Origin of the sequence: Streptomyces broussonetiae (assembly GCF_009796285.1) — a bacterium.
GTDB lineage: Bacteria > Actinomycetota > Actinomycetes > Streptomycetales > Streptomycetaceae > Streptomyces > Streptomyces broussonetiae.
Genome location: NZ_CP047020.1, coordinates 6,229,952 through 6,251,924 on the forward strand (window position 1 = coordinate 6,229,952; position 21,973 = coordinate 6,251,924).

The window sequence follows — 21,973 nt, forward strand, 5'->3', positions numbered from 1 at the left end:
GGAGTCCGACGGCAGGACCTAGTGACCGCCGGGCCGACGACCGGTGCTCGGCAGGCCGCCCGTCTGCGGGTCCCGGCCGGTCAGGCAGTAGACGCCGCCTGCCGGGTCGCGCATCACCGACCAGTGCGGGCCGTGGTGCACGGCGACGGCCCCCAGTCGCTCGTGCCGGGCGCGGACCTCGGCGATGTCCGCGCAGGCGAGGTCGAGATGGGCGGAGGCGGGGCGCTCGGCGTCGAGCCGCTGCAGCAGGATCCGTACGGGGAGCGCGGCCGGCGGCCTGAGCACCTCGAACTCCGGCCGGGACCCGGTGAGCCGGTCCCAGCCGGTGAGAGCGGCCCAGAACTCCGACTCGGGGGCGTACGCGGACGGCGGGATGTCGAGGCACACCTGGTCCAGCCGGCTGCCCGCCACCACGGGCGGCCGTACCGCCTCGCCGTGCCACTGCACCGCACAGAACAACTGCCCTGCGGGAGAGCGCAGTACGACCCAGTCGCCGTGGTCCGCCACGAGATCCGCGCCGAGTCCGCGGGCGGCCCCGGCCAACTGCCCTACGTCCTCGGTGCACAGGTCGAGATGGGCGCCGCCGTCCCCCTCGGCGACCCCCTGGAGCTTCACGCAGGCATCCGCCCAGTCGGCCGCGTCGGGCACCAGGGTCATGAACTCACCCTGCTCGCCCCGGGGTTCGGACGCCCGGGTGCCGGTGACCGTCGTCCAGAAGGCACTCGCCTCGGACAGGCGGTCGGCGGGGCGGTCGGCGAAGGCGTACGTCCAGCGAATGGTCACGCCCCGGAGTGTAGGCGCGAACCGCCGGAAGACCGCCGGGAATTCACGGCACGCGTCACTCGGCGGGCCGCTGGAGGAATCGCAGCTGGTTGCCCGCCGGATCCCGGAAGGCGCAGTCGCGCACGCCGTACGGCTGGTCCGTCGGCTCCTGGAGTACATCGGCGCCGGACTCCCGCACCCGCTCGAACAGCGCGTCGCAGTCCTCGGTCGTGAAGAGGACGCCCCGCAGCATGCCCTTGGCGAGCAGTTCGGCCATCGCCTGCCGGTCGGCGGGTGAGGCGTCCGGGTTCGCGCCGGGCGGCTCCAGCACGATCTCGACGTCCGGCTGGAGCGGCGAGCCCAGGGTCACCCAGCGCATGCCCTCGAAGCCCACGTCGTTGCGGACCTCGAGGCCGAGCACGTCGCGGTAGAAGGCGAGCGCCTTGTCATGGTCGTCCACCGCGATGAAGCAGGTCTTGAGTTTCACGTCCATAGGCTCACGCTAGGCCCATCCGGACCGCGGCGCGCGCGAGTCGGTCGAGAGCCAACAGGGCCGGGCTCAACAGGGACGGGCTCAACAGGGACGGGTTCAGTAGGGACGGGTTCAGTAGGGGCGACGGCGGGGGCGGGTGAACGTACGGGCCACACAGGACGGGATCACCGCGCTCTCCCGGTGGTCGCGGGCCCGGTAGGCACTCGGCGTCTCTCCGACCAGCTCGGTGAAGCGGGAGCTGAAGGAGCCGAGCGACGTACAGCCGACGGCGAGACACACCTCCGTCACGGTGAGATCACCCCGGCGCAGCAGCGCCTTGGCCCGCTCGATCCTGCGGGTCATCAGATAGCTGTACGGCGTCTCCCCGAAGGCCTTGCGGAAGCTGCGCTGGAAGTGGCCGGGGGACATGTGGGCGCCCCGGGCCAGCTCGGTCATGTCGAGCGGCTCGGCGTACTCGCGGTCCATCCGGTCACGCACCCGGCGCAGCCGTCTGAGGTCCTCCAGGGTCACGCCGACAGCTTGGCACAGGGCACTGACACCGAGGAGGGGACGTCTTCCCGAGCGCCGTCCCGCACGGCCTGCCTGGGCGCCGCCCAAACGTCTCCTCGAGCGCTGCCCAAACGTTTTCCGACAGGAACGCACAACAGACTTCCCCATCTTCGACACGCCGTTAGCCTTCAGTTCTCCGCGCATTGGCCTGCCCTTGCTTGCCTTGGGGAATGGACCACATCACGTTCCTCGTGGCGGTCGTCATCGTCACAGCACTGGCGTTTGATTTCACGAACGGGTTCCACGACACCGCGAACGCGATGGCCACCTCCATCGCCACCGGGGCGCTCAAGCCGCGGACAGCGGTCCTGGTCAGCGGAGTCCTCAACATCGTCGGGGCGTTCCTGTCCACCGAGGTCGCCAAGACGATCTCCGGCGGCATCGTGGACGACACACTCGTCAGCCCGGCGATGATCTTCGCCGGGCTGGTCGGGGCGATCCTGTGGAACCTGGTGACGTGGCTCGCCGGACTGCCCTCCAGCTCCTCCCACGCCCTCTTCGGCGGTCTGATCGGCGCGGTCTGGGTCGGTGCGGGCTCGCACGGTGTGCACTTCGACAAGGTTGTCGAGAAGGTGCTGATCCCCGCCGTCGCCTCTCCCGTGGTGGCTGGCGTGGCGGCCCTGGTCGCCACCTACCTCGCCTACCGGCTCTCCGCCCGCGCCCGCCAGGACTCGGTCGCGAAGGGCTTCCGGCTGGGGCAGATCGCCTCCGCCTCCCTGGTCTCCCTCGCGCACGGCACCAACGACGCGCAGAAGACCATGGGCGTGATCACGCTGACCCTGATCTCGGCAGGCGCGCTCCACCGCGACGCGGGACCGCCGGTCTGGGTGATCGGCACGGCGGGCGTGGCCATCGGGCTCGGCACCTACCTGGGCGGCTGGCGGATCATCCGCACCATGGGCAAGGGCCTGGCGGAGATCCAGTCCCCGCAGGGCTTCGCCGCCGAGACCGCGTCCACGGCGGTGATCCTCACCTCCGCCCACCTCGGCTTCGCGCTGTCCACCACCCAGGTCGCCTCCGGCAGCATCCTCGGCGCGGGTCTGGGCCGGCGGCTGGCCGAGGTCCGCTGGGGCGTGGCCGGCCGGATGGTGCTGGCCTGGCTGATCACGCTGCCCTCGGCGGCGCTGGTGGGCGGCCTCGCCGCGAGTGTGGTCAAGCACGGCGGCAACGCCGGTACGGCCGTGATCGCGCTGGTGGCTCTCGCCCTCGCCGGGGTCATCGTGGCCGCGTCCCGCCGCAACCCCGTGCGCGCCGACAACGTCAACGACCACCACGAGGTCAGCCTCCGCACCCCGGCCCCGGCGAACGTCGGCAAGGCCGCCTGAGCTTCGAGGAGCCCCGCATGCATGTCGACTGGTCCGCCCTCGGCCGCGTCGCCGCGGTCAGCCTCGGCACCACGGTCGCCGTGGTCGCCGTCTTCACCTTCGGTGTCCTCGGCCTGTCCCGCGCGGAAGCCGCCCGTGACGGTGGTACCGGCACGTCCGGCCGCGCCCAGGCCGCGCTGTCCTTCCTCGCCTGCGCGGCGGTGGTGGCGTACGGGATCTACCTGATCGTGCCGCAGTTCCACTGACGGCGGCAGCACACCGCGGCGGCGCTGCGCGGTGGAACACCTGCAGGGGCCCGACCGGTGAACCGGTCGGGCCCCTGCTCGTCGCATGCGTCGAAAGATCTTCGTTGGCTCAATAAGTCGCTCGACAGCATATGTCGTTCACCGATATATATAGGCGGCATGAGTGACCGACCGCTTCAGGAGCCTACGCTGCTCCTGCTCACTGCCCTGGCCGACGAGCCCAGGCATGGCTACGGACTGATCCAGGAGATCGACGCGATCTCGCAGGGCCGGGTGCGGATGCGCACCGGCACGCTCTACGGCGCGTTGGACCGGCTGCTGCAACAGGGCCTGATCCGCGTGGAGCGGGAGGAGGTCGTCGACGGCCGGGCCCGCAAGGTCTACGCGCTCGCCGAGGCCGGCCGCGCCGCCCTGGCCGCCGAGACCGAGCGGCTGCGTACCGTCGTCGCCGAGGCCGAGCGCCGCCTGGCCGCCCGCCGCGTCCTCGCCGTCCGCCCGAAGGGGGCCCTGGCATGAGGGAGCAGCATCCGCCGCGCGCCCTGCGCTGGGCCCTGCGCTGTCACCCGGCCGCCTATCGCGCCCGGCACGAAGCCGAGTTGACCGCGATCTACGCCGAGGCTACGCAGGGCGCCGGCCCGCTCGGCCGGCTGCGCGAGGCGCTCGATGTCGCCGGGCACGGGCTGCGCCGGCGTACCGGGCTGGGGTCCGACCGGACCGCCGGTCAGGTCCTGGCCCAGGCGGCTCCGTCGGCCGTTGCCGTCGCGGCGGGCGGCAGTGTGGTGAACATGCTGTGGCTCTTCGTCCCCGGCGTCCGGACCCTGTCGTGGTCCTCGTTCCCGGACGTGGTCGTCCTTGCCGACCAGGTTCTCGTGCCGCTGCTCTGGCTGGTGGCGCTCGCGGCGGTCTGGACCGGGCGCTGGGCCGCGGCAGGGACGCTGGCCGTACCGGCGACGGTGCTGCGGCTGGCCGATGTCCCTCTCCTCCTGCTCGCCCACCCCGGCGGCCCCTTTGCCCAGTCGGCCGCGGTGCTGAGCCTGGTCGTGCCGCTGCTCACCGGCGCCGTCGTCCTCGCCGCGCCCAGGGACCTGCTCGGGCTCTCCCGGTCACAGCACGCCGCCATCGCGGGCGCCGGGGCCCTGGCCGTCCTGCTGTGGGGAGCGCAGCTCTTCGGCATCTACCACGCCCTGCCGGGTGGACCCCGTGCGGTGCACACGCTCTGGGCCGGGGTCCTCGCCGTCGCCCTGCTCTTCAGTGGGCGGGACCGGCGGGCTCCCGCGGGCCTGGCGGTGGCTCTGCTGCCCACCGCGGTGCAGATGACGGTGCCACTGCTGTTCCCGCTCTCACCCGCGGGCGCGGGCGCCCTGCTCGCGCTGCTGGTCGGCGCGGCCGTGGCCGTCCTGCGCGCACGCAGGCACCGCACCCGGCCGGCACCGCCGAGCGCGGCGTAGGACGGTCCGTGCGGTGCGCTCGGCATCGCGCGTGAGGATCTGCAGGGGCGACAGTCGGACCGTCGTCACGGACCCCACCGCCGGCGTGTTCGCCGTCGTCAAGGGCGACGTCCTTCCGCCGTGGCGTCCAGGCTGAGCACCGCGGTGATCAACGAGGCGACCACGAACACCAGCACCAGCAGGCGACGGGGGCGGCCGGCCGCTCTGCGGGCCATCCAGGCACCGCAGGCGTGGAAGAGGCCCTCGTCGTCGCAGAGCTGGGCCAGGACCAGGACGGCCGCGAGGAAGCCGATCACCGGGCCCAGTCGGATGACCTCGGCCGCCGCATGGTCGAGGGAGATCGCACCGGTGGCGATGACCACTCCGGCGGCAGGGACGGCCACGATCGTCTCCGGCCACCCCCACGGCCGGATCACCGCGCAGGCCGGCACCGCTAGGAGCAGGGCGACAGAGAAGGCTTCTGCGAGTGCGGTGTTCAGGGCCAGAGCCTTTCGGGGGATGCCGGTGGTGAAAGGTCGCGCCGGGTCGGCGGCGGCTGGCGTCGAGCACGTCGCGTTCGTGGGGAGCGTGCCGCACCCCTGGTAAGTAGTAGAATATTAAACTATCAGGTCCGGCCTGGCGTCCGGTGTTCAATGTGGCCGTATACGCCTGACATGCCTTCGAATCGACCGGGGGTGGGCCGCGGAAGCATCCCGTGAAGTGAGCAAAACATGGAGGCCATGTGAAATATGGCCAACCTGGTGGCCGCTTGCACGCGCGTAAACCTCGCGTGACACCGAGGCCCCGGCGGTGCCCGCCTGCCGTGTCGGGCCAGGCGCAAATGACTAAAAATTGAACTAATGGTCGACGGGCGCACTACGGTTTGCGGCGGTTGCTGTTCCACCGAGAGGAAACCCCTCATGACCGCCGCCGACAGCGCACCGATCACGGCCCGCATCCTCACCGGCTACCGCCCGGAGGACGGCTTCGTGGCCGTGGAGCTGAACCCGCCCCCCGCCGAATACGTCTGGCACGACGAAGACGCCGAGCAGCAAGAGGAGCGGTACGGCCCGGGCGTGGGATACCACCAATGGTTGGCCGTCGACGCGCAGAGCGGTGCGGTCTGGTTCGGGGACGTCGACTGGCGGGCCTCGCGCGAGCACCTGGAGCGCCAGCTCCCCGGTGTCCCGCGCAGCGCACTCGGCGACGGGACGCTGCCGGCCCCCGGCGTTCTCGTGTACCTGCTGACCCACCTTGCGCACGACGAGCAGCGCGGCTACTCCTGGCGCTTCTTCACCGCCGAGGAACTGCACGCGCTCGCGTTGCGCATACTCCCCGCCGTACAGCGGCTCGTGGACTCGATACACCGTACGGGACCGGCCGGCGAACTGGAGTGGTCCGCCGAGGCCGCCACCGCCTGGGACGACATCGAGCAGGCCGCCACCTACACCTTCGCTCCCTCCGGAGCGGTCGTCTGGCCCAGGCTCCGGATGAGCCCGGTCCCCGCGTGGCGGGTCGAGGTCGACGCGTTCCTCGCGAGCAACCCCGACCTGTGCGACCCGTCCTGGGGAGTGGCCACCGACGCGGAACTGGAGGCTTACGCCGACTACCGGCCCGACTCGGGCTACGGCGGTGTCCCGGGGCGGATGTGCCGCGCCGCCGACCGGCAGATCGAGGACGGTTTCACCTTCTACGGCCACCGCGCCGCCCTGTACGCCTATCGCGCCCGGGCGTGCGGCGACCGTTCCCCGACGGAGGCCCGCACCTGGCTGGAGACGACAGAGGCCGGCAGGGGCACCTGGGAGGCGGCCAAGCCCCCCGGAGCCACGCTCGCCGATGTGCCGGACTGTGTGCTGGCGGCCTTGGCCGAACGCTTCCAGAGCGCCGCGCACGAGGAGGGGCTGGTCCTGACGGGCCTGTCCGCCTATCTGCAGCGGTTGCGCGCCGACGAACGGGCCTCCGTCGACCGGCAGCTTGTCTACGAAGGCGAGGAGGTCGAACGTCTCGAAGGCATGCTCAGGGACTTCCGCGCCGCGCGGAACCGCACCGTGACCCGGATCCTGGCGTGGGCCGACGGCCGCGACGACGCGGAGATAGCCCGCCTGGCCTCTATGTCCCATGACTACGTCCGTGACTGGCGGGCCCGCCTGACCACCGAACGGGCCACGGCGACGCCTTAGGCGTGTGGTGAGCGGCGGCGCGGGCCGCGCAAATGCCCCGGCGCAGACTCGGCGGTATCGGTGTCCCCTGTTACGGCGCTGGATCACCTGTGCAGGGCAGTGCCCCGGACGCGCCCATTGATCAGAGCTACGCGCCCGGGTCGAGGAGATCGGCGGGCGACCGGCACCCGTCGACCACGTTCCGCCCCGGTCGCGCTGACGCCGCAGACGTTCAGCTGAGGTGATCGAGATGCTGCCGCACGCTGTCGGCCAGGTCGGCGTAGAACGGCACTCTCGGACGAGGAGGTCACGCCGCCCACCGTCGCACAGGTCGAGGCGATGGCCGGCGTCATGCCGCCGTACCTTCGCGCGGCGATCGTCGTGCTGGCCGGATCGGGACTGCGCATTGGCGAGTTGCTCGGCCTGGAGGTCCCGGACGTCGACTTCAAGCGGGGTGCCATCCGCATCGAGCGGCAGCGGCTGCAGTCCGGCCTCATCGGCCCGCCGAAGACCGCCAAGTCCCGGCGCACGGTCCCGGTCGGAGAGGTCGTCACGGACACCCTCCTCGCGCACCTCGCCGCACGGCCCTCGAAGGAGTGGCTGTTCACGATGGAGGAGGGGGAGCCCCTCAACTACAGTCGCTGGAAGACCGAGTGGAAGTGCGCCCGCAAGGCGCTGCAGAAGGCGGAGAACGAGGCGGCCGAGCGCGAGGAGCGCAAGCCCGTCGAGCTGCCGCACATGGTGACCCACCACGGCATTTCTTTGCCTCCGCGCTCATCGCGGGCGCAGCGAGCGTCAAGCAGGTCCAGCTCGTCCTCGGCCACGCGTCCGCCGTCATCACGCTGCGGATCTACGCGCACCTGTGGCCGGGTGAAGAAGACCGCACCCGATCCGCCATGGACGCCGTGCTCGGCGGCCTGCGGACCGGGTGCGGACAGGGAGACGCTGCAACCAAACAAATCGCAGGTCAGAAGGCGTAAAGATCAGGCCTTCTTGGTCTCCCAGAAGATCTTGTCGATCTGGGCGATGTAGTCCAGAGCCTTCTGGCCGGTCGCCGGGTCGGTCGACGCCTTGGCGGCCGAGAGGGCCTTCAGGGTGTCGTTGACCAGCTGGTGCAGCTCCGGGTACTTCTCGAAGTGCGGAGCCTTGAAGTAGTCGCTCCAGAGCACGGAGACGTGGTGCTTCGCCAGCTCCGCGCGCTGCTCCTTGATGACGGTGGCGCGTGCCTGGAAGTGGGGGTCGTCGTTGGCGGCCATCTTGTCCTGCACGGCCTTCACCGACTCCGCCTCGATGCGGGCCTGGGCCGGGTCGTAGACGCCGCAGGGCAGGTCGCAGTGGGCGCTGACCTTGACCTTGGGGGCAAACAGGCGGGAAAGCATGGAGCATTCCTTCCTCGTGATCGTCTTCTCAGGTGCGACATTACTCCCTGAGGAACACGATTTCTCGGGTGCCCCCTAGGGCTTAGGACAAAAGTCCAGGGTGAGACTGAGACTGGTGGAGGAACGGACCGGGGAGGTGCCGGGGATGCCGGAACTGTCGCAGGAGACCGAGCGGGGCAGGGCCGTGGCGCCGTTCGGGCTGGCCGAGGTGACGGGCCCGTCCATGGTGCCCACGCTCCGGCACGGGGACCGGCTGCTGCTGCGGTACGGGGGAGCGGTCCGGCCGGGGGACGTCGTCGTCCTGCGCCATCCGTTCCAGCAGGACCTGCTGGTCGTCAAGCGCGCCGTGGAGCGGCGGGAGGGCGGCTGGTGGGTGCTCGGGGACAATCCGTACGCGGGCGGGGACAGCACCGACTACGGCGTCGTACCGGACGAACTGGTCCTGGGCAAGGCGTACTTCAGGTACCGGCCGCGGCCGGTCGGTCAGCGTTCGCCGCTGGCGCTGGCACGCTGGGCGCTCTCGGCCGCGCGGCCACTGCTGCCCGACCGGTCGGCCTCCAGGCGCTTGCGGGCGCGGTAGGCGGCCACGTTGGCCCGGGTCGCGCAGCGGTCCGAACAGTAGCGTCGGGAGCGGTTGGTGGACGTGTCGAGGTAGGCGTTGCGGCACGGGGTCGCCTCGCACAGGCCCAGGCGGTCGACGCCGTACTCGGTCAGGTGGAAGGCCAGGCCCATCGCCGCGATGGCCGCATAGCCGGCGGTGGCGTTGGAGGGGTGGTCGGCCAGGTGCATGTGCCACAGCGGGCGGCCGTCCTCGTCGCGGAAGTCGTGACCGGAGATCTGGGGGCTGACCGGGAACTCCAGGAGCAGTGAGTTCAGCAGGTCCACGGCCAGCGTCTCATCGCCCTTGTCCGCCGCCTCGAAGACGGCGCGCAGCCTCGCCCGTACCGAGCGGAAGCGCGTGACGTCGGCGTCGGTGGCACGGCGGCCCGCGGACGCGTTGGCGCCGAACAGATCACGGACGGCCTCGACCGACGTCAGGGAGTCCTTGCCCCGGGCCGGTTCCTCGCTGTTGACGAGACGTACGGCGTAATCCGAGTAATAGGCCAGTTCCACTTGTAGTCCTTACGGGGGCGCTTTATGGTCGTGTCTGCGGTCGGGTAACAGCCGGTCGTGCTTCCAGGGTATTACGCGTCGCGAGGGGAGATGAGGTGCCGTGACCACGAGTACCGGAACCGACTGGGCAGCGTGGCAGGAGAGCTGGGACCGGCAGCAGGAGTGGTACATGCCGGACCGCGAGGAGCGGTTCCGGATCATGCTGGACATGGTCGAGGCACTGGTGGGACCTGCCCCGCGGGTCCTCGACCTCGCGTGCGGCACCGGCACCGTCACCGCCCGGCTGCTGGCCCGCCTCCCGGAGGCCACCAGCACGGGCGTCGACCTCGACCCGGCCCTGCTCGCCATCGCGGGCGGCACCTTCGAAGGAGACGACCGCGTCTCCCTCGTCACCGCCGACCTCAAGGACCCCGGCTGGCGGGCGGAACTGCCCTACGGCACCTACGACGCCGTTCTGACCGCCACGGCCCTGCACTGGCTGCACAGCGAACCCCTCGCGGCCCTCTACGGTCAGGTCGCGGAACTGGTCCGCGACGGCGGTGTCTTCATGAACGCGGACCACATGATCGACGACAGCACGCCACGGATCAACGAGGCGGAGCGCGCCCTCAGGCACGCCCGGATGGATCAGGCCAAGCGGGACGGCGCCGTCGACTGGACCGAGTGGTGGCAGCTCGCCGCGCAGGACCCGGTCCTCGCCGAGCCCACCGCCCGCCGCTTCGAGATCTACGGCGAGCACGCCGACGGGGACATGCCCTCGGCCGCCTGGCACGCGCGGGTGCTGCGCGAGAAGGGCTTCGGCGAGGCCCGGCCGGTGTGGTGCTCGCCGTCGGACACGATGCTGCTGGCGGTGAAATGAGCCGGTCGTAGCCGGGTGCAGACGGTCGTGGCCGGTCGTAGCCGGGTGCAGACGGTCGTGGCCGGTTGTGGACGGTCGTGGCCCGGCACGGACGGGCATGGAAGGGCGAGGGGCGGTACGGGAAGTCCGTACCGCCCCTCGTGCGTCACCCGGTCGAAGGACCTCAGAGGACCTTGGACAGGAACGACTGCGTCCGCTCGTGCTGCGGATTCGTCAGGACGTCCCGTGGATGTCCGGATTCGACCACCACGCCCTCGTCCATGAACACCAGGCTGTCGCCCACCTCGCGGGCGAAGCCCATCTCGTGGGTGACGACGACCATCGTCATGCCGGACTCGGCGAGGTCTCGCATGACGTCCAGGACGTCGCCGACCAGCTCCGGGTCCAGGGCCGAGGTCGGCTCGTCGAACAGCATCAGCTTCGGGTCCATCGCGAGGGCCCGGGCGATCGCCACGCGCTGCTGCTGGCCGCCGGAGAGCTGTGAGGGGTAGTGCCCGGCCCGGTCGGCCAGCCCCACGCGCTCCAGCAGCTGCATCGCCCGCTCCTTGGCCTGCGCCTTGCCGGTCCCCTTGACCTGGACCGGCGCCTCCATGACGTTCTCCATGGCGGTCATGTGCGGGAACAGGTTGAAGCGCTGGAAGACCATGCCGATGTCCCGGCGCTTGAGGGCGACCTCGCGGTCCCGCAGCTCGTACAGCTTGTCGCCCTGCTGGCGGTAGCCGACCAGCTCACCGTCGACGTACAGCCGGCCGGCGTTGATCTTCTCCAGATGGTTGATGCACCGGAGGAACGTGCTCTTGCCGGAGCCGGAGGGGCCGATGAGGCAGAACACCTCGCCCGGCTTCACCTCCAGGTCGATGCCCTTGAGCACCTCGACGTGGCCGAAGGACTTGTGGACGCCCTGCGCCCTGACCATCGGGACGGTGCCCTTCGCGGGAGCGTCCTGGGTCCTGCTCGGCTTCTCGGTCATGCCGTGACCTTCCTGCTCGAGAAGGTCGTCAGGTGGGACCTGACCTTCTGCCACGGGGTGGGCGGGAGGCTGCGGCTGGAGCCGCGGGCGTAGTACCGCTCGATGTAGTACTGGCCGACGCTCAGGACCGAGGTCATGATCAGGTACCAGGCCGCGGCGAGGAAGTACATCTCCACCGGGGCGCCGGAGTTCTGGCCGATGTCCTGGGCGTAACGGAACAGCTCGGGATACTGGACGGCCGCCACGAGCGAGGTCGTCTTGAGCATGTTGATGACCTCGTTGCCCGTCGGCGGCACGATCACGCGCATCGCCTGCGGGATGATCACCCGGCGCAGGGTCCTGGCGTGGCTCATGCCGAGCGCGTGGGCCGCCTCGGTCTGGCCCTCGTCCACCGCGAGCAGGCCCGCCCGGCAGATCTCGGCCATGTACGCCGCCTCGTTCAGACCCAGGCCGAGCAGCGCCGTCAGCAGCGGCGTCATGAAGTTCGACCAGTAGTCCTTGTAGAACGGCATCAGGTTGATGTACTCGAAGACCAGGCCCAGGTTGAACCAGAGGAACAGCTGGACCAGGACCGGCGTGCCGCGGAAGAACCAGATGTAGAACCAGGCGATCGACGAGGTCACGGGGTTCCTCGACAGGCGCATGATCGCGAGGACGATGCCGCCGACGATGCCGATCAGCATCGACAGGACGGTCAGCAGGAGGGTCTTGCTGACGCCGGTCAGGATCCGGTGGTCGAAGAAGTACTCCGGCACCGCGTGCCAGTTGATCTTGCCCTGGCCGAACGCGTAGACGATCGCGACGAGGATCGCGATGGCTATGACGGCGGAGACGTAGCGTCCGTAGTGCCGGACCGGGATGGCCTTGATGGCCTCCGGGCGGGCTGGGGGAGTCTCCTGGGCCGGTGTCTGCCCGGCCGTCTTGTCCTTGTCAGTCACGGGTGTTGCCTCTCGGTGGCCGCTTGCCGGACGCGGGTCACTTGCCGCCGTTGATGACGGACTGCTTGACGGCGCCGTCCTGGGCGCCCCACTTCTCGAGGATCTTCTCGTACTCGCCGTTCTTGATGATCGCGTCCATCGCGGCCTGGAGCGCGTCGCGCAGCTGGGTGGCGCTCTTGGAGACGGCGATGCCGTACGGGGCCGCCTCGACCTGCTGGCCGACAACCTGGAAGTCCTTGCCGCCGCCGGAGGTCTTCACCGCGTACGCGGCCACCGGGAAGTCGGAGGAGGCGGCGTCCACACCACCCGAGCGCAGCCGGGTCTGGGACTGCTGGTCGTCGTCGAACGGCTCGATGGAGAGCTTCTTGCCGCCCGGACACTTCTTGGCCTCCTGCTTGGCCAGGTCCTCGGAGACGGTGCCGCGCTCGACGGCGATCTTCTTGCCGCACAGGTCCGACCAGCCGTTGATGCCCTGCGTGTCGCCCTTGCGCGTGTAGATCGAGACACCGGCGGTCAGGTAGTCGACGAAGTCGACGCCCTCGCCGACCTTCTTGCCGGTGTCCGGGTCGACGCCCTCCTGGCGGTTCTTGTTGTCCGTCATCGCCGACATCGCGATGTCGTAGCGGCCCGAGCGCAGGCCCGTGAGCAGGCCGTCGAAGGTGCCGTTCTCGAAGGTCAGCTTCACGCCGAGCTGCTTGCCCATGGCCGCGGCGAGATCGGGGTCGAGGCCGGCGACGTTGCCGGAGGAGTCCTTGAACTCCACGGGGGCGTACGCGATGTCCGAGCCCACCTTGATCTCGCCCTTGCTCCGGATGTCGGCCGGGAGCTTGCCGGCGAGCGGGGCGCCGCCGGTGGAGCCGGTGGAGCCGGTGCTCTTGGTCTTGGTCTGGTCACCGCAGCCGGTGAGCAGGAGAGCGCCCGCGACCGCGATCGCACCCACCGCGGCCAGACGGGAGTGCGCGGCGGTGGTACGACGGGTGGAGCTTGCGGTCATCGTGGTTCCTCCGGCGGATGGGGAAGATTTTCCGATGGGGTCGACGGGAACACACACCTTCGGGTGTCGCGACCTCGTGGGTTTACGGCATCTTGCCATTCGGACTACGCCATTCAGGGTTGTGACTATGTCAAAATCGCATAACGGGTGATCCCCCGAACCGCATCAGTCGGTGAAACAACGGTCCTTGACCACCGGACCATCTGCGGGAATGCGGTACTCCGGCCGGAAAATCTTCGGCTCGTCTCACGATGTGGTCAGCGCATCTACGCGCGTACCCATGGCTGTCCGCGCTCGGCGTGGACGTCAGCCTCGTGTCATCCGCGTGTGGCTCTCTAGTCGCCGGATGTGACCTTGGACCTAATGGACTCGTCGTGGGCGCCGTCCGTCCGGTAAGAAGGTTCTTTACACCCCTCATCCGGGGCTCAGGGCGCGTGTGCGGCGCGCCCGTCGCGCAGATGCTCGTACGTATCAGCAATCGGGTCCTGCGCGGTGCCCGCCCACCCCTCACCAGGAGTGGTCGACCCTCAAACCATGCATACCTAAGGGGTAAGACAAAGTGGCAGCGGAGATCGTCAATCCTCGCAGCGACAGCACAACGGACCAGGACGGCGGGGCCGAGCCCCTCGATTCCTTCGATCCGGTGTTCGCGCTGCACCGCGGCGGCAAGATGGCCGTGCAGGCCACCGTGCCGGTCCGTGACAAGGACGACCTTTCCCTCGCGTACACGCCCGGCGTCGCGCGCGTGTGCACCGCGATCGCGGAGCAGCCGGAGCTGGTCAACGACTACACGTGGAAGTCGAGCGTGGTCGCCGTCGTGACCGACGGTACGGCCGTCCTCGGACTCGGGGACATCGGTCCCCAGGCCTCCCTCCCCGTCATGGAGGGCAAGGCGATCCTGTTCAAGCAGTTCGGCGGCGTCGACGCGGTCCCGATCGCGCTCGACTGCACCGACGTGGACGACATCGTCGAGACCGTCGTCCGGCTCGCCCCGTCCTTCGGCGGAGTGAACCTGGAGGACATCTCGGCACCCCGGTGCTTCGAGATCGAGCGCCGGCTCCAGGAGCGCCTCGACATCCCGGTCTTCCACGACGACCAGCACGGTACGGCCGTCGTGACGCTCGCGGCGCTGCGCAACGCGGCGCGGCTGAGCGGGCGCGAGATCGGGCAGCTGCGGGCCGTCATCTCGGGTGCCGGCGCGGCCGGTGTCGCCATCGCCAAGATGCTGGTCGAGGCCGGCATCGGGGACGTGGCCGTGACGGACCGCAAGGGCGTCGTGTCCGCAGACCGGGAGGACCTCACCTCCGTCAAGCGGGAGCTGGCCGGTTTTACCAACAAGGCGGGCATCACCGGCACGCTGGAGGACGCCCTCGCGGGCGCCGACGTCTTCATCGGCGTCTCCGGCGGTACGGTCCCGGAGGAGGCCGTCGCCTCCATGGCCAAGGGTGCCTTCGTCTTCGCGATGGCCAACCCGAACCCCGAGGTGCACCCGGACGTCGCGCACAAGTACGCGGCGGTCGTGGCGACCGGGCGGTCCGACTTCCCGAACCAGATCAACAACGTGCTGGCGTTCCCGGGCATCTTCGCGGGCGCGCTGCAGGTGCGGGCCTCTCGGATCACCGAGGGCATGAAGATCGCCGCGGCGGAGGCGCTGGCGGCCGTGGTGGGCGACGACCTCGCCGCCGACTACGTGATTCCCTCGCCGTTCGACGAGCGGGTCGCTCCTGCGGTGACGGCGGCGGTCGCGGCTGCCGCGCGGGCCGAAGGGGTTGCGCGCCGCTGAGTCGGTCGAATGGCCCCGCCTGCTGAGGCGGGGCCATTTTCTTTCCCCCGCCTGCCCCCGACGCGGGCGCTGCAGGGGTGCCCCTGAGGGGGCCTGTGGCGGGCTGGGCCGCATGGGTGCCCTTGTGCAAGAGGGCATGTGTCACAGGCCGCCGTGGTTCCGTCGGCCGACCCGCGCACCTATCGTCGGGCCCATGTTCGCTGTCTACGCCGCCCGAATCGACCGCGACCAGCCGCTCACCGGCCTTGAGTTGGGGGAGCGTCCGGCTCCCGAGGCCCGGCCCGGCTGGAGCACGATCCATGTGCGCGCCGCCTCCCTCAACCACCACGACCTCTGGTCCCTGCGAGGCGTCGGCCTCCCCGAGGACCGGCTGCCGATGATCCTCGGCTGCGACGCCGCCGGGGTCGACGCGGACGGCAACGAGGTCGTCCTGCACTCCGTCATCGGCCAGACCGGCCACGGTGTCGGCCCGAACGAGCCGCGCTCCATCCTCACCGAGCGCTACCAGGGCACCTTCGCCGAGCAGGTCGCCGTGCCGACCTGGAACGTGCTGCCCAAGCCCAAGGAGTTGTCCTTCGCCGAGGCCGCCTGTCTGCCGACCGCGTGGCTGACGGCCTACCGGATGCTGTTCACCAACGCCGGGGTACGCCCCGGTGACTCGGTCCTCGTGCAGGGCGCCGGCGGTGGCGTGGCGACGGCCGCGATCGTGCTCGGCAGGGCCGCGGGGCTCCGGGTCTTCGCCACCAGCCGGGACGAGGCCAAGCGGAAGCGAGCCCTGGAACTGGGGGCCGTGGAGGCCGTGGAGCCGGGAGCGCGGCTGCCGCAGCGGGTGGACGCCGTGATCGAGACGGTGGGTGCGGCCACCTGGTCCCACTCGGTGAAGTCGCTGCGGCCCGGCGGCACGCTCGTCATCTCCGGGGCGACGAGCGGCGACCGGCCCTCGCACGCCGAGCTGACCCGGATCTTCTTCCTGGAGCTGAAGGTCGTCGGCTCCACCATGGGCACCAAGGAGGAGCTGGAGGATCTGCTCTCCTTCTGCGCGGCCACGGGCGTACGGCCCGTCATCGACGAGGAACTGCCGTTGGACCGGGCCCGCGAGGGCTTCGAGCGGCTCGCGTCCGGGGAGCAGTTCGGGAAGATCGTGCTCACCAACTCCTGAGGTTCGCAGGGTGGTTGGGTCGTTCGGGCGGGTCCGGGGTGTTCCCGGCCCGCCCTCTTCCCGCGCGGAACCCGGCCGCCCGGGCGGGCCCCGTCAGACCTTCGGCTGTCGCAGGAGCGCGGCGATGCGGGCCGCCGCCGACGACAGGTGGTGGCGGGTCTCGTGGAGTTGGCCGGGGGTGACTCCGTGGTCGCGGGCCGCGTCGCGGATGTCGTCGCGGAAGCGGTCCAGGAGACGGTCCAGGTCGCGGGCAGGGTCTCCGGTGAAGTCCTCGTGCGCCCAGGAGGGTTCGTACTCGACGGGGAAGTCCTCGGTGGGCGGGACGTAGTGGGCTTCGGTGGGGGTGGACGGTGCGGTCGCGTCCTCAGGGGTGCGGATGAAGCTCCGGTCCCTGCCCCGGCCCTTGGCCCAGTCCTTGCCGAAATCGCCGAATTCCTTGGCCAGTTCGGTCAGGCCCTCGCGGACGCCGGTCGGCCAGTCGCCGCGCGTGAAGTGGTCCTGGACCCGGTCCTGGACCTGCCGGGCGATGCGCTGCATCTCCTCCTGGGCCTGGGCCCGCGCCCGTGCCTGTGCCTCCTGGGCCTGGCGGCGGGCCCGCTGGGCCTCCTCGCGGGCCCGGCGGCTCTCGTCCTTGGCGCGGCGGGCCTGCTCCTTCCACTCCTGCTTGACCCGGCGCATCTCCTCCTTGGCGGCTCGCCAGGACTCCTTGTCGTCGCCCAGGTCGCCGTACTCCCCGGCCGACGCGCCCGTCTTGGGACCCAGGCGGGCCTCGGAGGCGGCCGCGCGCATCTCGCGGCGCAGGTCGCCGGCCGCGCCACGCACGTCGGCCCTTATCTCGGCGGCCAGTTCCGCGACCGACTCGCGGATCTCCAGCTCCAGGTCGGCCAACTCGCCGCGGCGGTCGGCCAGTTCGGCGCGTCCGGCGTCCGTGATGGCGTACACCTTGCGGCCGCCCTCCGTGGTGTGCCGGACCAGGCCCTCGGCCTCCAGTTTGGCCAGTCGGGGGTAGACCGTACCCGCCGAGGGGGCGTACAGCCCCTGGAAGCGTTCCTCGAGGAGCCTGATCACCTCGTAGCCGTGGCGCGGGGCCTCGTCGAGCAGCTTGAGCAGATACAGGCGGAGGCGCCCGTGGGCGAAGACGGGGGGCATGTCAGAGCACCTTCTTGTCGGTCGTACCGTCGGCCGGGGCGTCGGTGGCCTCTGTGGACTCGGAGCCCTGGTCGGAGACGGAATTGTCTCCCGGGGCGGCCGGGGCGCCGGTGGCGGGGGCGGTGTCCGGGCGCCGTGGCGGCTCGGACTCCCACGGGGTGTGGTCCTCGTGCTCGCTCGGCGGGCGGCGCAGCAGGGCGATCGAGCCGGAGACCGTGGTGGCCCGGAGCCGGCCGGTGCCCGCCCCCAGCCGACCGGTGATCTTGTGGGCACCCCACTGGCCGTGCACCCGCAGTCCGTCGAAGGCGTTGGAGATCGTGCCGCTCGCCGTGTTCGCCTCCACCTCCGCGTCTCCCGGGTGCGGCAGGCGGATGGCGATCTCGCCGGAGACGCTGGTGAGGCTGACCTCCGTGGGGCCGTCCGGGTCCAGATCGACGATCATGGATCCGCTGACGGAGTCGGCCCGGACGGTGCGGCCGGAGCCCGCGACCACCGTGAGGTCGCCCGAGACCGACTTGAACCGCAGGTCTCCGGTGACCGCCTGGGCCTCCAGGTTCCCCGACACGGTGTCCGCGTGGACCGGGCCCGAGACGCCGACCAGGGTCGTGTCCCCGGTCACGCCCTTGACCACGGCGGGGCCGCGGATCCCGGAGACGACCGCGCCGGCGTCGACCACGCCCACCTCCACGCGCGTGTCGGCCGGGACCGCCAGGGAGACGACGGCGCTGCGCCGCCAGCCCTTGCGGTCGAGCCACTTCAGCAGCCCCTTCCAGGGCAGGTCCTCATAGGCCACCGTGAGGGTGCCGCCCTTGTGGGTGACCACGAGGGGCGGGCCCTTGATCTCCGAGACCTCGAGGCGGGCGGAACCTTCTTCCGTGCCCACCACGTTGACCGTTCCGCTGACGATGCGGACCTGGAGGTCGTTCACGCCGGCGTCGAAGGTCAGCTTCTGGGGCTCGGTGACGGACCACTCGGACATGGGGCCTCCTTGGCCGGACACGGTCACAACGCGCCATATCGCGTCTCGCGTAAAACACGATATATCGTGGCCGCCGGAAGTCAAGGCACTCATTCGAGTGAGCAGGCGTGCCGAGGGTGCCAGGGTGCCTCTCGCGTGCGCCGAGGTGCAGGTCGAGCCCATCGGGGGCGCGCGTCGGGCGCCGTAAGGGCGAGTCGGGGGATCCGCGGGCCCGTCGGCTCGGGATGGCGCAGGTGGCGTTGGGGGTGCCGGTCGCCGCGTGATGGTGTGTGCGGGGCGCTGCTTCTGGCGCACGGGGCGCTGGGGACGGCGTACGAGCAGATGCGCCGGCACGGGCGAGCGTGCGCGCCGGGGCAGTGGCCGGAGTCGTGCGATGGGGGTGCGGCTGGGAGGTGCTCACAGCTCACGGCACACGGCACACAGCTCACGGCACGCAGCTCACGGCGCACGGCGCACGGCACACAGCTCACGGCGTACGCCACACGCCACACGGCACACGGCACACGGCGCGCGGCAAGGTGCGGGGGCGCTCGCCCGTGTCCGCGGGTGCCGGCTGCGCGGCCCCACCGTGGGTCCCCGCACGGCTGCGCCCGAGCAGGTCCGTACGTTGCATAGGCTGTCTGTGCAGGCACTGTCGGCCTTGATGCAGATGCAGGAGACGCACCCCATGTACTTCACGGACCGCGGGATCGAGGAGTTGGAGAAACGGCGTGGCGAGGAAGAGGTCACCTTCGAGTGGCTCGCCGAGCAGCTGCGCACGTTCGTCGATCTCAATCCCGACTTCGAGGTGCCCGTCGAGCGCCTTGCCACCTGGCTCGCGCGGCTCGACGACGAGGACGACGAGTAGGCGACCGCGCGACCGGTGAGCCGCGCGCCCGGCGGGCTCATGAGCGGGGGCGATCATCAGCCGTATCGCTCGTTGCCCCTCCCTCTCCCTTTCCCCTGGCGTTAGCCTTCTCCTCCCATCGGGGAACGGGGGGCGTCATGGCCGCGGGAGTCGAACGGATACGGCTGGACGACGGGACCGTCGTCTGGGCCAGGATCGGTGCGGGGAGCGAGAGCGGGTACGAGGGCGGGTACGCGGACACCTCGCTCGGGGATCGGGTCATCGACATGGCCGGGGGACTGGCCGGCACGGTCGGTGGGGTCGTGCGCTCCCTGCGCGCCGGTCTGGACACCCCGGCCCCGGTGGAGGTCAGCGTCAGCTTCGGAATCGAACTGACGGCGCAGTCCGGCAAGATCGTGAGCGCCATCGCGGAAGGCGGCGGCAAGTCGTCCCTCACCGTGTCCCTGAGCTGGACCGAACCCGCCACCGTGGCGGGCGGCACGGATCCCGCGATGCCGGCCGGCCCGGCCGTACCGCCGCAGGCGACGGCCCCTGGCGCCGAATGAGCACCTTCGCTGCGATGGTGCGCCCCTGCCTGGCACGCGTCGGCGCACCGGGTGATGGGTATGCAACGGACCGTGACCCGTACTGGGGATCGGGGTTCTTCATCGCTCCCGGCTGGCTGCTGACGTGCGCGCATGTCGTGGGGAGGGGAGGCGCCGCGGTGTGCCGAGGGGAGAGCGCCATGAGCGTGACCTGGCAGGAGCGCTCCGCAGGCGACGGCTGGGCGGAGCGCACCGGCACCGGTACGGCCGTACTCGTCGCCCCCCGCCCCGAAGCCGCTCAGGCACCGCGGGACCGCTGGCCGTTCCCCGACCTCGCGCTCGTCCGGGTCGTCGGCGCCGACGACGTGCCCTGCCTGTGGCTCGCCGACCGGGAGGCGGGCCCGCGGACCCCGGTCGGGCTCTACGGCTGGTCCGTGCAGACCGGTGAGCTGGGCATCCGGCACGGCGACGGCGAACTCGCCGGGTCCGACGCCCAGGCCCTGCTGCTCGCCGGGAGCCTGCCGGTCGGCGGACTCTCCGGCGGCCCGGTGATCGACCTGCGGCACGGCTCGGTCGTCGGTGTGATCAAAGGGCGGCGACCGGAGGAGGGCGTCGCCGTCCCGGTCACGGCGTTGTACGAGCTGCTGGACCTGCGCGACGGCGGCCCGGCGGTGCGCGAGGCGCTGCGCGCGCACGACCTGCATCACCTGCGCCGCCTGGACGCCGCTGCTGCTGCCTCCTCGCCCTCCACCGCGTCCGCCGACTTCCCGGCGTACCCCGACTGGGCCTCGTACCAGGCCGGGCTGCCCGGGCACGCGCCCGCCGTCACCGGCATCACCGCCGAGCTGCGCACCCGGCTCCACGGCCACCTCGCCCAGCTGCCGCCGCCGGTCGGCCCGGGCGAGGTCGTCCACCTCGTGGAGGACGTGAAGGAACAGGTGCGCGGCGAGCGACTGCCGTCGCTGGTGCTGCACACCGCACGCACCTGGCGCGAGGGCGCCGGACTGCTGTACGGGCTGCGCACGCTGGAGCCGGGCGGCGGCGGGACGCTGGTCGATCTGGACGCCGTCCTGCTCTACGCGGCGAAGGTGGCCCGCACGATCGCCGCGGAGCGGGCCGGGGAGGTGGATCCGGACCGGTTGGGCGCGTTCACCGGCTGGATCGCCGGACAGGCCGCCGGGCACCGGAACTGGGCGGTCGGCGAGGCCATCCGGGCGCTCCTGGCGTTCGAGGGCGGCTCGCTGCCCCGGCCTGCACACCAACCCGCACCCGCACCCCAGCCCGCACCCGCACTCGTACCCGGGCCCACGCCCGTCCCCGCGCCCGCACTCGCCCCCGGCGCCTCGCGCACCGACGTCCTCGTCAAGGTCTGCGCCGCCATGTACGACGGCCGTTACCCCTGGAGCGTGCAGCTGATCTACGACGGCCGGGACGTCACCCCGGTCGCCGCCGACGACCGGGGCGTGCGGGCCGAGGAACTGGTGCGGGCGCTGCGGGAACCGCTGGCCCGGGCGCTCAGGCAGGGCGACCACGGGGAGCACCTGGCCGCGATCGAGGTGTTCCTGCCGCGCAAGCTGTTCGATCTGCCCGTGGACGAATGGCAGTTGCTGCCCGAGCGGCCCGGCGGCGAGGAAGGCCACGACGCCTACGACGCCTACGACGAGGAGGACGACTTCGTGGACGAGCGGGCCATCCCCCTCGGCATGCGGCGGACCGTCGTCGTGCGGGACATGCGGCGCAACGCGTCACCGCCCTCCCCGGAGTGGCGTCGGCGCTGGAACGGCGTGCAGGACGGGCCGCTCGCCGCCGGGACGCTGCACGGCCGGCCGCCGGGTGCAGCTCATCCGCCCGGTGCCCGCCCCGCAGGCCGCCTGGCGTACTACGGCGGGCTGACCGCACTGGGCGACGCCGGCGTCCCCGTCTACTGCGGGCCCGTCGGCGGCGGAGAGGGACAGGCCGCGATGAGGGACGCGCTGATGGCCGGGCACGCGGTGGTGCTGTGGCGCCGGGACGGGCACGACCACGAGGAGTGCGGGGCCTTTCACCGGCAGGCCGCCGAGCTGCTGACGGCCGCCCGGCGGGCGAGCGGTCTGCACGGTCCGGTGCGTGACCTGCGCATCCGCCTCGCCGACCCCGACACCGCCCGCGCCCACGGACTGCGCGGCAAGATCGCCGTACTGTTCGATCCGCCGGACCGGCCGCCGTACGGCGCGGAGGCGATGCGTCCGCCGCCGCCGGCCGCGCCGGCCGGCTGACCCCCGCCTCGGGCCGGTACGCGATCGGACGCCTCGTCAACATGCTTGATCCGCCGGGGCGTTC

Annotated in this window: 22 protein-coding genes and 2 pseudogenes; 13 read left to right on the plus strand and 11 right to left on the minus strand. The window is 71.3% G+C overall.

Annotation, left to right across the window (positions count from 1 at the left end; all coding sequences use genetic code 11):
- Nucleotides 1–18: 18 nt before the first annotated feature.
- From GQF42_RS28825 to GQF42_RS28835, 3 genes are all read right to left on the minus strand, one after another.
- Entirely contained in the window at nucleotides 19–783 is a 765-nt protein-coding gene (locus tag GQF42_RS28825) for a VOC family protein (RefSeq protein WP_158924631.1), read from the minus strand.
- 55 nt (nucleotides 784–838) lie between these two features.
- Nucleotides 839–1,255, minus strand: a complete 417-nt coding sequence (locus tag GQF42_RS28830) for a VOC family protein (protein ID WP_067129055.1) — start codon at nucleotides 1,253–1,255, stop codon at nucleotides 839–841.
- A gap of 111 nt (nucleotides 1,256–1,366) precedes the next feature.
- On the minus strand, nucleotides 1,367–1,765 hold the full coding sequence (locus tag GQF42_RS28835) for a helix-turn-helix transcriptional regulator (protein WP_158924633.1): 399 nt from the start codon (nucleotides 1,763–1,765) through the stop codon (nucleotides 1,367–1,369).
- Nucleotides 1,766–1,974: 209 nt separating this feature from the next.
- Here GQF42_RS28835 and GQF42_RS28840 point away from each other — a divergent pair, with 209 nt between their 5' ends.
- The 4 genes from GQF42_RS28840 (at nucleotide 1,975) to GQF42_RS28855 (ending at nucleotide 4,822) form a co-directional block, all read left to right on the plus strand.
- The gene (locus GQF42_RS28840; protein WP_158924635.1) at nucleotides 1,975–3,129 is read left to right on the plus strand and encodes an inorganic phosphate transporter; all 1,155 of its coding nucleotides are present in this window, start codon (nucleotides 1,975–1,977) and stop codon (nucleotides 3,127–3,129) included.
- 17 nt (nucleotides 3,130–3,146) lie between these two features.
- A complete protein-coding gene (locus GQF42_RS28845) occupies nucleotides 3,147–3,374 on the plus strand; it encodes a hypothetical protein (RefSeq protein WP_158924637.1) in 228 nt (75 codons plus the stop codon).
- 159 nt (nucleotides 3,375–3,533) lie between these two features.
- On the plus strand, nucleotides 3,534–3,890 hold the full coding sequence (locus GQF42_RS28850; RefSeq protein ID WP_158924639.1) for a PadR family transcriptional regulator: 357 nt from the start codon (nucleotides 3,534–3,536) through the stop codon (nucleotides 3,888–3,890).
- Complete coding sequence (locus GQF42_RS28855) at nucleotides 3,887–4,822, plus strand: hypothetical protein (RefSeq protein WP_158924641.1); 936 nt, start codon at nucleotides 3,887–3,889, stop codon at nucleotides 4,820–4,822. The genes GQF42_RS28850 and GQF42_RS28855 overlap by 4 nt, the downstream gene beginning before the upstream one ends.
- A 119-nt stretch (nucleotides 4,823–4,941) precedes the next feature.
- Here the strand turns inward: GQF42_RS28855 and GQF42_RS28860 are convergent.
- A pseudogene (locus tag GQF42_RS28860) lies at nucleotides 4,942–5,301 on the minus strand (SLC13 family permease); the annotation flags it as partial.
- 420 nt (nucleotides 5,302–5,721) lie between these two features.
- Between GQF42_RS28860 and GQF42_RS28865 the strand changes: the two are divergent.
- Together GQF42_RS28865 and GQF42_RS28870 are read left to right on the plus strand one after the other, a co-directional pair.
- Nucleotides 5,722–6,981, plus strand: coding sequence for a hypothetical protein (locus GQF42_RS28865; RefSeq protein ID WP_158924643.1), 1,260 nt, complete (start codon nucleotides 5,722–5,724; stop codon nucleotides 6,979–6,981).
- A 270-nt stretch (nucleotides 6,982–7,251) separates the two neighbouring features.
- Nucleotides 7,252–7,940: pseudogene (locus tag GQF42_RS28870) on the plus strand (site-specific integrase); the annotation flags it as partial.
- A 3-nt stretch (nucleotides 7,941–7,943) separates the two neighbouring features.
- On the opposite strand, the gene sodN reads toward GQF42_RS28870, so the two are convergent.
- A complete protein-coding gene (sodN, locus tag GQF42_RS28875) occupies nucleotides 7,944–8,339 on the minus strand; it encodes a superoxide dismutase, Ni (protein WP_158924645.1) in 396 nt (131 codons plus the stop codon).
- A 145-nt stretch (nucleotides 8,340–8,484) separates the two neighbouring features.
- On the opposite strand from sodN, the gene sodX reads away from it, so the two are divergent.
- Nucleotides 8,485–8,919 (plus strand): nickel-type superoxide dismutase maturation protease, encoded by a 435-nt coding sequence (gene sodX / locus GQF42_RS28880; protein ID WP_158924647.1) that lies wholly within the window; start codon nucleotides 8,485–8,487, stop codon nucleotides 8,917–8,919.
- Here the strand turns inward: sodX and GQF42_RS28885 are convergent.
- Nucleotides 8,823–9,452, minus strand: a complete 630-nt coding sequence (locus tag GQF42_RS28885; protein WP_158924649.1) for a CGNR zinc finger domain-containing protein — start codon at nucleotides 9,450–9,452, stop codon at nucleotides 8,823–8,825. The two genes, sodX and GQF42_RS28885, sit on opposite strands and share 97 nt — an antisense overlap.
- A gap of 100 nt (nucleotides 9,453–9,552) precedes the next feature.
- On the opposite strand from GQF42_RS28885, the gene GQF42_RS28890 reads away from it, so the two are divergent.
- On the plus strand, nucleotides 9,553–10,311 hold the full coding sequence (locus GQF42_RS28890) for a class I SAM-dependent methyltransferase (protein ID WP_158924651.1): 759 nt from the start codon (nucleotides 9,553–9,555) through the stop codon (nucleotides 10,309–10,311).
- Nucleotides 10,312–10,474: 163 nt separating this feature from the next.
- Here the strand turns inward: GQF42_RS28890 and GQF42_RS28895 are convergent, their stop codons facing one another.
- Genes GQF42_RS28895 through GQF42_RS28905 form a run of 3 tightly spaced genes read right to left on the minus strand, consistent with a single transcriptional unit; the run spans nucleotide 10,475 to nucleotide 13,213 of the window.
- Nucleotides 10,475–11,227, minus strand: coding sequence for an amino acid ABC transporter ATP-binding protein (locus GQF42_RS28895; protein ID WP_158930711.1), 753 nt, complete (start codon nucleotides 11,225–11,227; stop codon nucleotides 10,475–10,477).
- Nucleotides 11,228–11,277: 50 nt separating this feature from the next.
- On the minus strand, nucleotides 11,278–12,219 hold the full coding sequence (locus tag GQF42_RS28900; RefSeq protein WP_158924653.1) for an amino acid ABC transporter permease: 942 nt from the start codon (nucleotides 12,217–12,219) through the stop codon (nucleotides 11,278–11,280).
- A 37-nt stretch (nucleotides 12,220–12,256) separates the two neighbouring features.
- Nucleotides 12,257–13,213 (minus strand): ABC transporter substrate-binding protein, encoded by a 957-nt coding sequence (locus tag GQF42_RS28905; protein ID WP_158924655.1) that lies wholly within the window; start codon nucleotides 13,211–13,213, stop codon nucleotides 12,257–12,259.
- 559 nt (nucleotides 13,214–13,772) lie between these two features.
- On the opposite strand from GQF42_RS28905, the gene GQF42_RS28910 reads away from it, so the two are divergent.
- Nucleotides 13,773–14,996, plus strand: coding sequence for an NAD(P)-dependent malic enzyme (locus tag GQF42_RS28910; RefSeq protein ID WP_158924657.1), 1,224 nt, complete (start codon nucleotides 13,773–13,775; stop codon nucleotides 14,994–14,996).
- A 193-nt stretch (nucleotides 14,997–15,189) separates the two neighbouring features.
- Nucleotides 15,190–16,155: a zinc-binding dehydrogenase gene (locus GQF42_RS28915; RefSeq protein WP_158924659.1), complete on the plus strand. Its 966-nt coding sequence runs from the start codon at nucleotides 15,190–15,192 to the stop codon at nucleotides 16,153–16,155.
- Nucleotides 16,156–16,248: 93 nt separating this feature from the next.
- Here the strand turns inward: GQF42_RS28915 and GQF42_RS28920 are convergent, their stop codons facing one another.
- Both GQF42_RS28920 and GQF42_RS28925 read right to left on the minus strand, forming a co-directional pair.
- Nucleotides 16,249–17,304, minus strand: coding sequence for a PadR family transcriptional regulator (locus tag GQF42_RS28920; RefSeq protein WP_158924661.1), 1,056 nt, complete (start codon nucleotides 17,302–17,304; stop codon nucleotides 16,249–16,251).
- Nucleotide 17,305: 1 nt separating this feature from the next.
- A complete protein-coding gene (locus tag GQF42_RS28925) occupies nucleotides 17,306–18,283 on the minus strand; it encodes a DUF4097 family beta strand repeat-containing protein (protein ID WP_158924663.1) in 978 nt (325 codons plus the stop codon).
- 667 nt (nucleotides 18,284–18,950) lie between these two features.
- On the opposite strand from GQF42_RS28925, the gene GQF42_RS28930 reads away from it, so the two are divergent.
- The 3 genes from GQF42_RS28930 to GQF42_RS46990 all read left to right on the plus strand — a co-directional run bounded on the left by GQF42_RS28930 (nucleotide 18,951) and on the right by GQF42_RS46990 (nucleotide 21,909).
- Complete coding sequence (locus GQF42_RS28930) at nucleotides 18,951–19,130, plus strand: DUF6104 family protein (protein WP_003992906.1); 180 nt, start codon at nucleotides 18,951–18,953, stop codon at nucleotides 19,128–19,130.
- 137 nt (nucleotides 19,131–19,267) lie between these two features.
- Nucleotides 19,268–19,675 carry a CU044_2847 family protein gene (locus GQF42_RS28935; protein ID WP_233273498.1) on the plus strand — a complete coding sequence of 136 codons (408 nt, stop codon included), beginning with the start codon at nucleotides 19,268–19,270 and terminating at the stop codon, nucleotides 19,673–19,675.
- 14 nt (nucleotides 19,676–19,689) lie between these two features.
- Nucleotides 19,690–21,909: a VMAP-C domain-containing protein gene (locus GQF42_RS46990; protein ID WP_158930715.1), complete on the plus strand. Its 2,220-nt coding sequence runs from the start codon at nucleotides 19,690–19,692 to the stop codon at nucleotides 21,907–21,909.
- The last annotated feature ends 64 nt before the right edge of the window (nucleotides 21,910–21,973 follow it).